Genomic DNA, 13847 nt, shown 5'->3' with positions numbered 1-13847 from the left:
CTCAACCACTCGTCTTTATTTATAGTATTATTCTTTACGTTCTTTACGCATGCATAAGGTACATTCTCGCTTCATATGGACGCAGTTCGTCCAGAGGCAGTTCACCTGCATAATTCGATATCAGCAGTTGATTCGTCTCTGCCAATTGTTCCTGAAGCGGGAGCTCTATCGTATTTCCTTGAAAATTACATACGACAAGGATTTTTGTTCCATTTAGCGTTCGGGTATAAGCAAACACTTCTGGATCATCGGGGAAAACCAGCTCATAATCTCCATACACGATGACTTCATGATCTTTTCTCAATTGGATTAGCTTCCGATAGTAATGGAATATGGATTCAGGATTATTCAAATTGTCTTGGGCATGGATATCGGTATAGTTTGGATTAACTTTGATCCATGGTTCTCCTTGTGTAAACCCGGCGTTATCGGAAGAATCCCATTGCATCGGTGTTCGTGCGTTATCGCGTCCCTTGGCAAAGATCGACTCCATCACACTGCTTTCAGGGTATCCTTTTCCCATTCTTTCCTTATAGAAATTGAGCAATTCAATATCCCGATAGTCTTCAATCGCATATTGAACATTCGTCATGCCTAATTCTTCACCCTGATAAATATAAGGTGTGCCTTGCATGCCATGAAGAAGGGTAGCGAGCATTTTAGCCGATTCGATTCTATATTCTCCGTCATTTCCCCAACGGGAGACGATTCGAGGCAAGTCGTGGTTATTCCAGAACAAACTATTCCAGGCATCGCCCCCCAGCTCCGTCTGCCATTTGGACAACACTTTTTTCAATTCCAGCACGTCCAGAGGCTTGAGATCCCACTTTCCCTTGCCTTCTTGTTCATCCAAGCCGATGTGTTCAAACTGGAACACCATTGAAAACTCACTGCCGTCCGGGTTGCTGTACAGTTTTGCAATCTCAGGAGTAGCGCCCCATGTTTCTCCAACGGTTAGCAGATTTTCTGCTTTTTGAAACGTTTCCTTGCTCAGTTCCCTGATATATTTATGCAGATTGGGCCCGTTCCCCGTAATCTTCGCATCTGGCACTTTACCGATTAAGTCGATTACATCAAGTCTAAATCCACCGACTCCCTTGTCGATCCACCAATTAATCATGTCGTAAATCGCCTGCCGGACTTTGGGATTTTCCCAGTTGAGATCTGGCTGTCTTACAGAAAATAGATGCAAATAATATTGACCAATTTCAGGAACCCACTCCCATGCTGAGCCACCAAATGTGGAACCTAAATCGTTCGGAGGTGTTCCTTCCACACCATCTCTCCAGACGTAGTAGTCATGGTACGGATTGTCTTTCCCTTTTTTGGCTTCTTGAAACCAAGGATGTTCATCCGACGTGTGATTCAACACCAGATCCATAATGATCCGAATATCTCGTTTGCCGGCTTCATGAATTAACGATTCCATATCATCCAGAGACCCGAACATTGGATCGATATCCTGATAATCGGAAATGTCATACCCAAAGTCATCTTGAGGGGACTTACAAACAGGTGACAACCAGATCGCACCAATACCGAGTTTCTGCAAATAATCGAGCCTTGACACAATACCCTTCAAGTCTCCGATTCCATCTCCGTTACTATCTTGAAAACTTCGCGGATATATTTGATATACAACGGTTTCTTTCCACCATTTTTTATTTTCCATGTTTCATACAGCCTTTCTACCTTCTCCAGATAGGTGCTACCTCTCCGTTAAGGTGTGTTATAACGTCTCATCATTCTTTGACTGATCCAACAACAATGCCTGTTACAAAGTATTTTTGCAGCAGCGGATAAATCAACAGCAGCGGGATGACCGCGACTACGATCTTAGCCGCATTCAGGTTTTTATTCGAAATTTCAGTCAGGTTGCTGAGTTCGCTTGAGTTCGTACCAGCCTGAAGCAAATCGGCAATATTTACATTAAGGGACTGAATATAGGTCATAAGCGGATAATTGCTGACCTTGGTCATATAGATCAAACCGCTGAAGAAGTCATTCCATGTACCCACGATACTGAATAAGGCAACGGTCGCCAGCGCCGGAATGGACACGGGAACATACACTTTGAACAAGACTTGGAGCGGATTCGCCCCATCGATAAACGCTGCTTCTTCAAGTGCTCTAGGTACAGCAGAGAAGAAGTTCATCACGAGGATGACACTGAATATCGGGACAGCGCCTGGTAGAACAAGTGCCCATATCGTATTCAGCATATCCAGGTTTTTGATCAGCAGGTAACTCGGAATCATTCCTCCACTGAACAACATGGCAAAAATCATGATATTCATATAGATGTTTCTGCCTTTGAATTCCCTTTTCGATTTGGACAGCGGATAAGCCATCAAAATAATCAGAATCATGTTAAGCACAAGGGCTAGCGCAACGCGTAGAACAGAGATGCCAAAGGAACGCCAGAACTGTGCATCATCAATAATTTTTGAATACGCAGCTGTTGTAAAATTGACCGGAACGAGACCTACAGCATTCGCGGATACGGCCTCGCTGCTGCTGAATGAAATGGCAACAATATTCCATAACGGAAGAAGGCAAGCCAATGCCAGCATGATTACGATGGCATAGATGACAAACCGGCCAATTCGATCTTTAAAATTTGCAGAATAGGACACGGAATTGCCTCCTTAGAATATTTTTCTGTCTGTATATTTTTTGGCGAGCTGATTCGCAGACATGAGCAGCACGATGCCGATCACGGACTTAAACAATCCAACAGCCGTACCGAAGCTATACTGTCGTCCAACGAGACCAATCCGGTACACGTAGGTATCCAGTATATCGCCCGTTTCATAAACCACCGGGTTATACAAGTTATAGATTTGATCGAAACCAGCACTCAAAATATTGGTCAAGCTCATTACACCCATGAGCAGAATAATAGGCAGCATACCCGGCAGTGTAATATGCCATACTTTTCTCCACCAACTGGCTCCATCCATACCTGCCGCTTCGTATAGACCGGGATCAATTGACGTAATAGCAGCCAAATAAACGATGGAACTATAACCAAATTCTTTCCAGACATCTGTTCCTATGATCAGTGGCTGGAACCACGTATTGCTGCCAAGGAAATTAATATGATCCAGGCCAAAGAATGCAAGCATTTGGTTCACGATTCCGTCCAAGCTGAACATGTTGACCACGACGGATGCGAGTACAACCCAGGATAGAAAGTGCGGCAGATAGACAATCGTCTGCACGGATTTTTTAACGTATTTAATACGAATTTCATTCAACAATACCGAAAATATGATCGCCATCAACGTTCCGAGCAGAATCTTGGCAATAGCAATGACTAACGTATTGCTGATGACCTGAGCGATATCCGGCAGTTTAAACATATAAATGAAATGCTTCAGCCCTACAAATTCGGAGCCGAACATGCCCTTGGCAGGTACATAGTCCTGAAAAGCCGTAATGACACCGACCATTGGAATGTAGCTGAACACAAGCAAAAACAAAATACCCGGCAGCATCATCATATGGTACATGGCACCTGTGCCGAGCCGGCCTCTTGCTTTTAATTTCCCTTGTTTCATGGATGAACCCCTTTCCTGAAGAAAGGCTGCATATCGCAGCCCTGCTACTGTTCATGGATGTCTATTTTTTCGATGCGATCTCGTCTTCAATTTCCTGAATGACTTGATCACCGCCTTGTTTCTTCCAGTTGCTGACGAATGTATCGAAGTAATCCAGCGGTTCGGAACCCGTCACAATTTTGATGAACGATTCCTGCTCGAGCTTCGTCAGATTGGCCCACGTTTGTTTCATGCTTGATGTAGTTCCAGAGAAAGCAGGAGTCATCCACACGAATTTATTCTCCTGTGTGAGCTTGTCGATCAGTCCAACTCCGTTAATTCGTGAATGATATTTGGACCAGGCGGTCGCGTCATCCGTATCCATGTCGCTCAAATACGTTTTAATGCTTCCGATATTGTTCTTCGATTCGGTTGTGCGAACCTCATCCAGACCAATTTCTCCTTTAATTCCACGAACGACATCAGAGTAATCATCCAGCAGCGATGTAGCCGAGTTGACTTCGATATTAAACGGTCTCGTAGAACCGTCTACCCCAGTCTCCTGATACTTGGCAGCTTCAGGCATCGTTGTTGCCACATCTTTATCATTTGCCAGTTTGTCGTAGAACAGGTTTACAATCTTAACAGCCAGTTCAGGGTGCTCATATCCTTTTCTCACCACGATAAACTGATTGGATGGGTTGGCATGGGCCACGTTCACATTACCGTCTGCATCTTCCAATGTATACGCCGTGAATTTCGCATTTTTATCCATCTGCTTCACGCTGATCAGTCCCCAGTCTGGGATATGCCACGGTCCAAAAGCGATACCACTCTGGCCATTGGTATAGAGTGCAGTGATGTCATCAAAGGTGCGGGTTCCGAATTGCGGGTCAATGATACCGTTCTTGAACCAGTCTGCCATGATCCCCAGCATTTTCTTGGTCTCTTCTGTCGTGGAACCATATACAATTTTGCCGTCTTCCCCATTCATCCAATATTGCGGGAACGCGCCTTCGGTTGAGGCAACACCAAGCATGGTATAGGCAGAGGCATTATAATCTGTGGTATTCAGTGTGTTAACAAAAGGAATACCGACCGGATTACCGGTTTGACCAGGATCTCTTTTCAGGAATTCCTGTGCCGTTTTCTCTACTTCTTCGAGCGAGATGGCGCCATCTCCGTCTGCATCAAGTTGGATCCCCAGCAGATCCAGCCAATCCTGACGTACCCAAACCATCGCTGGTGCTGAATCCAGGGACGTTGCCGGAAGGCCCATCAAACGTCCATCAATCGTCGCATTATCTAATGCACGACCATCATAGGAATCGTACATTTGCTTGATGTTGTCCGTAGCGTATTGATCGTAAATGGCCGTCAGATCTTCAATCAGGTCATTATCCACCAGTTCTTTCAGTTCGTCTTTGGAGTCAACACGCATCATGTCAGGCAATTCCCCAGAGGCGATGGCGAGCGAAACCTGACGGCTGTAATCTTCACCATTGGCTTCAAACTGATCCGAAATTTGAGCGTTAAATGTATCTTTAACCAGTCGCGTATATGCGTTGTTCTCATAGGTATCTCCAGCCGGTAGTTTCGGGTTGGCTGTAGTCACCCGTCCCATGGTTACGGTGATTTCGTCTTTGTAGGCACTGAACGGATCCCCCGGTGTTACCTCATATTTGCCTGCCTCCTCTGCAGTAGGAGCAGTGGAACCGCCTCCACATGCCGCGAGAGCTGTAACCATCAGCGCAGACATCGACAGCACGGCCAGACGTTTCGTGAGCGGTTTGCTTTTCATGGACCATTTTGTTCTCATCTAATTCGATTCCCCTTATTCTGTTTATCATTTTTTGTTTACGCTTTCATTATAAAATGGAGTGAAGATCTCATGAGATAGGGATTGCACGTTCGTTTGGATAGAGAAATGATTACAGTTTTCAACCGCGATCCTAGAGCATTGGTTTGCTTGTGAACATTTACCCTACCAGCTGACTTACATTTGTCTATCTATCCTTTTTTCCAATCGAAAACAAAGGCCGGCAGCTCCTCAAAACAGGAAACTGTCGGCCTTCAATTTATCCATAATCGATAAAATGTCTCTCGCGTCATTTCCATGACGGCCTACAACGATAACTATGGAGACGGTCACTTTCCCTATGATTGATGTCCGTTCAATGGGAACACATCTGCTATATGACTTCTCTGCCTCTGCCGATATTCGCTTGGCAGAAGGCCTGTCATTTCACGGAAAATCCGGCTGAAATATTTTTCATCCGTATAACCCACTCGCTCGGCAATCCAGAAAATCGTGTTGTTTGTATTGAGCAAATACTCTTTGGACTTCTCTACCCGGATGAATCTGGAGTATTCATTAAAGGTTTTCCCCATCAGATCTTTGAAACATTGACTGAAATAACTTCGGCTGATGTTGAGTTGTTGGGAAAGGCCTGAAGCTGTATACGCCTGCTCCAGGTCATCCTGCATAATCATCACTGCTTTTTTCACAGCATGGATGATTTCCTGGGAATACGAGGTCTGTTCGTCGGCCTTTCGAATAACCCCAGCAGTCTGTTTAATCCATTCCTCAACCTCGTACCAGGAATCAAAAGCATGGATCATAGAGATCCTTCCAAGCGTTGTTTGGGCAAAAAGATGATTCCACTCCATAACGATGGAGTATAGTAATCCCATCAACTGACCCTTGTGTAATTGTAATGATGTAAACTGTTCAATGAGTTGGTCGTAGTACGTGTCATGATGGGCCCATGGTGTTTGGAACCAACTTTGCTTAATCCGATCTATGTCCTCATCCTGCGGTTCTTTTAGAAGAGTCTCTTTCTCGTTCATCGAAACGGCAATGACTTGGTCATCAGGGTTGTACGCATAGAATAGAGATGCCTCTGTATAATTCATAATCCAGTTTTTGATTTGCGACCACGTTCTCTCTTGTACATCGGACAAAACCAGTAACGTACTTTGGGGAACTTGATTCAGGGATGCCTTCAACTGATGGAACAGCGGGTCCTGCTCGTTGTGGGATGCTGCCCACATCCAGCTATTCCGTTCCACCTCCCACCTGATCACATCTCCATCGGTGGTTAGCTCCACTGGCCACTTCTGTTCGGATTTGCGATCTTGAGAAACGAGTGCATATACATTCGGATAATGAACATTGATTTCATTGCTAGAAGGCATCTTTCGGTTCGAACTCGTCAACCCGGTAATTCGGGTATGTATCCGATGCAAAACATGTTCGAATTGCTCTTTCTCCAGCTGGACTTTGGCTATATAATCAATGGCTCCAAGCCTCAGCGCCTCCTGGATATAATCAAAATCCTGATGCAAGGTTAACACGACAATATGAAGCTCCGGATACAGCTGTCTCGTCGCTCTCATCAGTTCGATCCCTGACATGACCGGCATCGCAAGATCCGTCAACATGAGATCAACTGGTTGAGATTTTAGGAAATCCAGTGCTTTCGCTCCGTTACTTGCTTCTCCTACAACTTCCATATTGAACTCGTTCCATGGCATCGCAGAGCTTATGCCTTTGCGTACCAGCTTATCATCATCCACAATCAGTACCTTAATCATGCCGAGATATCTTCTCCTTTAATGGGCAGTATGAGCAGTATGCTTGTCCCCGTTCCCAATTCACTCTCAATGACCAATTGGGCTTGATCCCCGTATTGTGACTTCAGCATGCGGTGAACGTAATTGAGTCCAATGCCCATTCCTACTTTTTGTTGTTCAGCTACACGGTTGTTTAGCAGTTTATGAATCGTTTCCTCGCTCATGCCTGCACCATTATCCTGTATCATTATGTTTAATGTTGTATTACATGTCACTTCGATTTGAATAAAGCCTTCGTCACTCAATCCATGATAGAGCGAATTTTCAACCAGCGGTTGCAGAATAAAACGAGGCACAGGAATTTGCAGCACTTGTTCATCTGCAGTAATGCGGACGTCGAATTCAAAGTCATAACGAATTTGCTGCAGAATCAGATACTGTCTTAATGCGTCAATCTCCTCTTCCATCGTGGATACTTGCCCTAATTTGCCCAGGTTGTAATAGAGCAGCTTGTTCAATGACTGCACCAGCTTGTCGATCTCCCCTTGTCCGTTCATGACGGCCAGCCAGTGTACCGTATCAAGTGTATTCATCAGAAAGTGCGGATTAATCTGATAGAGCAGTTTTTCCACTTCCAGGTCTGCACGAATCTTTTCTTTCTGCTGCACTTCCTTGAAGAGATCGCCAATTTGATGCTGCATATTCGAAAATTCACCGAGCAGAAAATCAAATTCGGGTATCTGGGTGCGAGCTCGGCTCCCCGTCGTTTGTGGATTTTTGGACATCCCGTTGATTTCTGAATGGAACAAGCCCAGTGGTTTGTACACCATCTTCCACAGGAGCCAAGCTAGAAATACGGTAAAGCCGAGGAAAAATAATGCGACCAGCAATATTTGAAGTAACCACTGATTTTTCTCCTGCTGATATTGAGCCTGTGAAATGACCGAAACGACACTCCATTTCTGTGAAGAATCCTCTTTGAACCAGTGATACCCCCGGGATATCCCGTCCTTGGCAGGATCGGCTGTCAAGCTGGAGAAATTCTCCCCGACCTTCATCGCTTCCGGTATTTCACTGTACACAATGTTGCCTTCACCATCCAGGATCAGATGAGACAGAGCCCCGTTGTACTGACTGTATCCCAGGTCATCCTGTGTGAGGCGAAAGCCTGACTCAACGTAAATGTACGCGTCGTCCCTTTCAGGCAGTTGTACTCTTCGCAGAGCAGACAGAACGAGTTGGTCATCGAATCGGTTCCTGCTGATATGCGGACCATAGTACTTAATGCCATAGGTCTGGAAGAGCACAGGCAGTGACTCCGGAGAAAAACCATCCTTAATCGGAAAGTTACCAAACTGTGTAGTTCCATCCTTCTGGAAGTAATATAAGGTCAAACCAATATTCGGATTGGTAAACGTGACCACACTTAACTCACTTTTTAATTCGTCTCTCGCCTCCATCAATAGGAATATATCCGAGGAAGGCTTCAAGAACTGATCCAGCTTCTTGCCAATGGTTCCACGGTAGGACAATTGCTGTGTAACGTGATTCAGATTGGTGATTGAATTCTCCAGTGAAGATGTCACCTGCTGCAAATTACTGCGGATGCCGTCATCGATTTTATTTGCGAAAATGGAGTCAATGGTATAGTAAGAAATCGCAAATATGCTGATAAAAGGGATGAACGCACTGAGGAAGAACAATAAAAAAATCCTTTTTTTAAGTGTCATTCTGACTTAGTCTCCTTCTAAAAATAAAAACAGCAAGCCTCCTGGTTATGGAAGCTTGCTGTGAGTATACATACAGCTATACCGAATATCGTTTTCCCCATAGGCTGAGGCCTACTTTGAAGCTTGTCGGCATTTCGATCCATTCAGGCGGACACCAATCAGGACACTTCGTCAGTTCCCGTCCACGTCCAATTTCCTTCATAATTATAGATCGATATTTGAATAAGTCAAACGCTTTCATCCCGCTGTAAGCTTAATTAAGTGAAATTGAATCACAGTAATTAAGTTCCAATACTCTTAAATCGCTGTACTTGTGAGGTAATGGCGACCTCCGTTGGAAGACGCTCCACGCTGGATGCACCGAAGAAGCCAGAGACTCCCTTAGTACGGCTAAGAACATAAGCGGCGTCCTCCGGTTCGGAGATCGGCCCTCCGTGGCAGATGACCAGAACATCTGGATTAACCTGTTTACCCGCATCGCTAATCCGTTGTACCACATCAACTGCTTCATCCAGTGTCAGTGCTGTTGAAGCTCCGATGGATCCCTTCGTCGTAAGACCGACATGGGCGACCAGGACATCTGCGCCAGCTTCAGCCATCTTTCTCGCCTCGTCTTCATTAAAAACGTATGGTGTGGTCAGAAGACCGAGTTCATGAGCTTGCCTTATCATCTCCACCTCCAGATCGTATCCCATTCCTGTCTCTTCGAGATTTTGTCTGAAGACCCCATCGCATAGGCCAACCGTTGGGAAGTTTTGTACGCCCGTGAATCCCATCTCTTGAAGCTGCTTCAAGTACACCGGCATGACGCGAAACGGGTCCGTTCCACATACTCCGGCAAGAACAGGTGTATCTTTCACAATCGGGAGTACTTCTGACGCCATTTCCACCACGATTTTGTTAGCATCCCCGTAAGGCATTAGCCCTGCGAGTGAACCACGTCCCGCCATACGGTAACGGCCCGAATTATATATGATGATAAGGTCAGCTCCACCCGCTTCAGCGCACTTTGCGGATAATCCTGTACCTGCCCCTGCTCCAATGAGCGTTGTTCCCTGGCTAACCTGACTTTTTAAACGCTGCAGTGCTACTTCTCTTGATATAGACATGGTGGCCCTCCTTATTCGCCGACCGTTTGACGGTCTGCTGATGAGTAGGCAATGATCATCCTGCAGGGTTCCCAGCTCGTTACCTTAGCATGATGGGGTACACCGCGGGGGATCCGCAGCATCATTCCAGGCTCAAGGTGGAACGTTTCATCCCCGAGTGTATGGTCGCACTCCCCAGAAAGAATGAAAATAACTTCTTCACAATTGGGATGAATATGCCGATTATTTTCCTTGCCCGCATCAATGTACACCATCCCGAACGTCATTTCCGCCTCTGAATCGATCTCCTTCCCGCACAGCCACTGGATTTTACCCCAGCCCATATCCAATAGACGGTGCTCCTCTTGCTTGCTTAAACTTGTGATGGTCGCCATAATCTCTCTCTCCTTTTTAATACTTATTTTTATGAACTTCGCTATGCAGCATTATTGGGTCAAGGCCAACCTTTCCTTGTACGCCTCATTAATCTCCTTGGTGATCTGCATATAATTGGAATCATTCTGGATATCCTGAATCAGCTTATCCCAGTCCTCAATTGTGGCTTTCCCCATGATGATCTGTGTTTTCATATCGGCCATCTTCTTCGCGTAGTCAGCACCGAGCTTCGTATCCGTCTCCGAAACAAGGCCAATGGCAACATCCGGCTTGGCGATTTTGGCTCGCTCGTCAATCACCTGTTTATTACGTTCGAAGACTTCCTTTGTCATGCCTGGTGCGTATGCATACATGTACGGGTCATATCGCATAAACAGCTTTCCGAATGCACCAACGCCTACACTGTCCACGACAGCTTGCTCCGTTGCTACCTTCATGCCATCCTCTTCGTTATAGTGAACACCCTTGATGCCATACATGGATAGAGTGCCTCCTTCTTCCGACGCGCCATAGTCCAGAAGAGATAAAATTTTCTTCACCTTTTCCTCCGGCACATTCCTCGGAATAGCGAGAACGCCAATGTATCCTCTATACTCAGGCGCGTATGGGCCATCTTGGTAAGTAAGGGAGGACATCGGCATCCAATCAACATTAGGGTCGCGCTTCCATTGATCATAGGTCCAGCGGAACTGCGCCTCGATGGTCTCCGCTGTCGCGCCTGCTCTTCCCGTCGTGGCCAGATCCCAGAATTGACTATCCTTCATAACGGAGAAGTCTGGCGGAATGAGACCCTCATCGAATAGCTTCTTTTTGAACAATATGGCTTCACGCATGCCGGGATCAAAGTTCGCATCGATTAATTCCCCTCCAACATCCTTCCAGCGGCCATTCGAATTCGTAAACACTCCATCTAATACCTCATGTCCACGCATCGTGTAACCGTACGTATCCGCTTTTCCATCAGGCTTCTGTTCCTTAAAGACCTTGAGCATGTGATAGAAATCGTCCACAGTTTTTGGCACCTCAAGCCCCAGCTTATCAAGCCAATCTTTACGAATGTTGGTGAACACGAAGCCATTAAGTGGCCTTGCTACGGGAATAACGTAGTTTTTACCGCCGATCGACGTATTGTTCCATACGGATTCCGGGTACGTCATCAAGTTCGGATAGGATTTCAGATAGGGGGTTAAATCCCAGAACACGCCCTGGTTGACCATCTGCTGGAAAAGAGGATTGGTGACATCGTTCAGCTTAAGTAAATCAGGCAGGTCTCCGGAACTCAGCACCACATTGATCCGATCAACATAATCCGTCCAGTTCGCTCCGGATACCCATGTGATATCCAGCTTCGTATTGGTGTTTTTCTCAAATTCCTTAATGATGGGATTATCTGCAGAAGGCGGCTGAGCGATGGTAAAATCCGACATGATTTTAATGGTGACGGGCTCATCGTCCTTCGCCGTATTGTTACCGTCCGTAGTATTGGCCGAGCAAGCCATTAGACTCGATCCGAGTGCAATGAATAGTGCCATCGCAGCCATCGTACTTTTCCATTTTCGTACTTGTAACATTTTTATCGACGACCTCCCATGTTGAACGAATGCTTGAATCTCAATTGCATAAGTCACCTGTTTGCTTAACCCTTAACCGAACCAAGCATGACGCCTTTCGTAAAATGTTTCTGCAAAAATGGATAAATGCACACAATAGGCAGCGTGGAAATGACGACAGCAGCCATTTTAATCGTTTGTGTTGGAATCTGTTGTTCTGAGATCATCTCCATTGCAGCTGCGCCGCCAGTGGAGGTCGACGAGTCTACGAGCATATTGCGCAGCACAATTTGAAGTGGAACTTTCGCAAAATCGTTGATGTATAGAACAGCCGAAAAAAACGTGTTCCAATAGGCAACGGCGTAGAACAGACCGAATGCAGCCAGAGCTGGCGCCGACAGCGGAAGGACAATCCGGAAAAAGGTGCCGAGATCGGTACTTCCATCGATCATGGCCGCTTCTTCGAGCTCCACCGGGATACTGTCGAAGAAGCTTTTCATCAAGATGACGTACCAGCCACTAGTCAATACAGGAATAATTAGCGACCAGACACTATTGATCAGGCCGAGTTCCTTGACGACGAGATACGGTGGGATAATACCTGGATTAAATAAAAGCGTAAGCACAATGGCGACGAGCATGAACTGTCTGCCGCGCAGCCGCTTACGGGACAAGCTAAATGCTATGCCTGCTGTGACAATGAGGCTTAATGCCGTACCAACCGTCGCTAGAAAGGTGCTCACTGCTGCCGCGTTAATAAAAGCCGAGGTGGAGAACAGATATTCATAGGCCGCAATCGACCATTTCGTCGGAAAGAGAATAAAGCCATTTTTCTCCGCGAACTCGTGCGAATCGGTGAAGGAAACGACGAGTACATAATAGAGCGGAAATAGCGTGACGATGCCAATCAATGAAAGTACCGCATAGTTTGCTGTATTAAACAGCCGGCTGGCTATGCGAGGTTTCATAAGAGTCCCTCCTTCCCGATACGGCTGGTTTTAATAGACTCCTTCCTCACCGAACTTCTTGGCCATCTTATTGGCGATAACGACCAGAATCAGTCCGACAAGGGATTTGAACAGGCCAACAGCTGTACTATAGCCGAACTGCCCGTTTTGGATGCCGTTACGGTAGACGTATGTTTCGAACACGTCTGCTACATCCGTCACTGCTCCGTTCATCATGAGAAAAATCTGCTCAAATCCGACATCCATGATATGCCCCAGGCGTAAAATCAATAACACAATGATGACATTACGGATCGCGGGTAACGTAATATGCCACGTTTGACGAAGACGATTGGCACCATCAATTTTGGCTGCCTCGTACAGTTGTGTATCAACGGAAGTAATGGCCGCCAGAATGATAATGGTTCCCCATCCCGTCTCTTTCCAGATGTTTTGTATGGTAAGCAGCGCCCAAAAGGTATCCTTGTTGGTCAGAAAATCATAGCTAGCCAATCCAGCCCACTGCAGGATCATGTTGATGATGCCAGATGACTGTGATAACAGCAAAAACGAGATCCCAACAATGATGACCCAAGACAGAAAATGCGGCAGATAAACAATGGATTGAATCGTACGTTTGAAAGCATGATGAGTCACTTCGTTGAGTAGTAAGGACAGCAGGATCGGTAGTGGAAAAAAGAAGAGTAGATTGAGGAAGCTAATCATCATGGTGTTGCGAAACAAAATGATAAAGTCAGGATTGGAAAAAAAGCGGATAAAGTGCTCAAATCCCACCCATTTGCTCTGAAGTATACCTAGATAGGGTGAATAATCCTGAAAGGCGATCACCACTCCCCACATTGGCACATACTTAAACACAATAAAGTACAAGATGCCCGGCAAAGCCAGCAAATAGAGGTATCGATCTCGCCTTATGTCCGGCCATAACGCTCGGCTACGAGCGTTTTCCTGTCTTCGGGACTTTCTACCAAGCTTAGCGATAAGGGAATTCACAGAC

Annotated in this window: 12 protein-coding genes; all 12 read right to left on the bottom strand. The window is 45.9% G+C overall.

Going from position 1 to position 13847, the window contains the following annotated elements; all coding sequences use genetic code 11:
* Nucleotides 1-43: 43 nt before the first annotated feature.
* On the bottom strand, nt 44-1672 hold the full coding sequence (locus tag MH144_RS02410; RefSeq protein ID WP_239297484.1) for a glycoside hydrolase family 13 protein: 1629 nt from the start codon (nt 1670-1672) through the stop codon (nt 44-46).
* Nucleotides 1673-1742: 70 nt separating this feature from the next.
* The gene (locus tag MH144_RS02405) at nt 1743-2636 is read right to left on the bottom strand and encodes an ABC transporter permease subunit (RefSeq protein ID WP_239297483.1); all 894 of its coding nucleotides are present in this window, start codon (nt 2634-2636) and stop codon (nt 1743-1745) included.
* Nucleotides 2637-2648: 12 nt separating this feature from the next.
* Nucleotides 2649-3563 (bottom strand): ABC transporter permease, encoded by a 915-nt coding sequence (locus MH144_RS02400; RefSeq protein WP_183519494.1) that lies wholly within the window; start codon nt 3561-3563, stop codon nt 2649-2651.
* A 61-nt stretch (nt 3564-3624) separates the two neighbouring features.
* Complete coding sequence (locus MH144_RS02395; protein WP_239297482.1) at nt 3625-5361, bottom strand: type 2 periplasmic-binding domain-containing protein; 1737 nt, start codon at nt 5359-5361, stop codon at nt 3625-3627.
* 338 nt (nt 5362-5699) lie between these two features.
* A complete protein-coding gene (locus MH144_RS02390; protein ID WP_239297481.1) occupies nt 5700-7139 on the bottom strand; it encodes a response regulator transcription factor in 1440 nt (479 codons plus the stop codon).
* Nucleotides 7136-8848, bottom strand: a complete 1713-nt coding sequence (locus MH144_RS02385) for a sensor histidine kinase (RefSeq protein ID WP_239297480.1) — start codon at nt 8846-8848, stop codon at nt 7136-7138. Before MH144_RS02385 ends, MH144_RS02390 begins: the two co-directional genes overlap by 4 nt.
* Before the next feature lie 76 nt (nt 8849-8924).
* Entirely contained in the window at nt 8925-9050 is a 126-nt protein-coding gene (locus tag MH144_RS30690; RefSeq protein ID WP_275439938.1) for a hypothetical protein, read from the bottom strand.
* A gap of 79 nt (nt 9051-9129) precedes the next feature.
* Nucleotides 9130-9957 carry a phosphoenolpyruvate hydrolase family protein gene (locus tag MH144_RS02380; RefSeq protein WP_239297479.1) on the bottom strand — a complete coding sequence of 276 codons (828 nt, stop codon included), beginning with the start codon at nt 9955-9957 and terminating at the stop codon, nt 9130-9132.
* An 11-nt stretch (nt 9958-9968) separates the two neighbouring features.
* The gene (locus tag MH144_RS02375) at nt 9969-10331 is read right to left on the bottom strand and encodes a cupin domain-containing protein (protein WP_239297478.1); all 363 of its coding nucleotides are present in this window, start codon (nt 10329-10331) and stop codon (nt 9969-9971) included.
* A 51-nt stretch (nt 10332-10382) separates the two neighbouring features.
* Nucleotides 10383-11903 carry a type 2 periplasmic-binding domain-containing protein gene (locus tag MH144_RS02370; RefSeq protein ID WP_239297477.1) on the bottom strand — a complete coding sequence of 507 codons (1521 nt, stop codon included), beginning with the start codon at nt 11901-11903 and terminating at the stop codon, nt 10383-10385.
* Between the two features lie 65 nt (nt 11904-11968).
* Nucleotides 11969-12850 (bottom strand): carbohydrate ABC transporter permease, encoded by an 882-nt coding sequence (locus MH144_RS02365; RefSeq protein WP_239297476.1) that lies wholly within the window; start codon nt 12848-12850, stop codon nt 11969-11971.
* Nucleotides 12851-12880: 30 nt separating this feature from the next.
* Nucleotides 12881-13843 (bottom strand): ABC transporter permease, encoded by a 963-nt coding sequence (locus tag MH144_RS02360; protein WP_239297475.1) that lies wholly within the window; start codon nt 13841-13843, stop codon nt 12881-12883.
* Nucleotides 13844-13847 lie beyond the last annotated feature (4 nt).

Source organism: Paenibacillus sp. ACRRY, from assembly GCF_022346995.1.
Classification (GTDB): Bacteria; Bacillota; Bacilli; order Paenibacillales; family Paenibacillaceae; genus Paenibacillus.
This window is presented reverse-complemented; position numbering and strand designations above follow the sequence as displayed.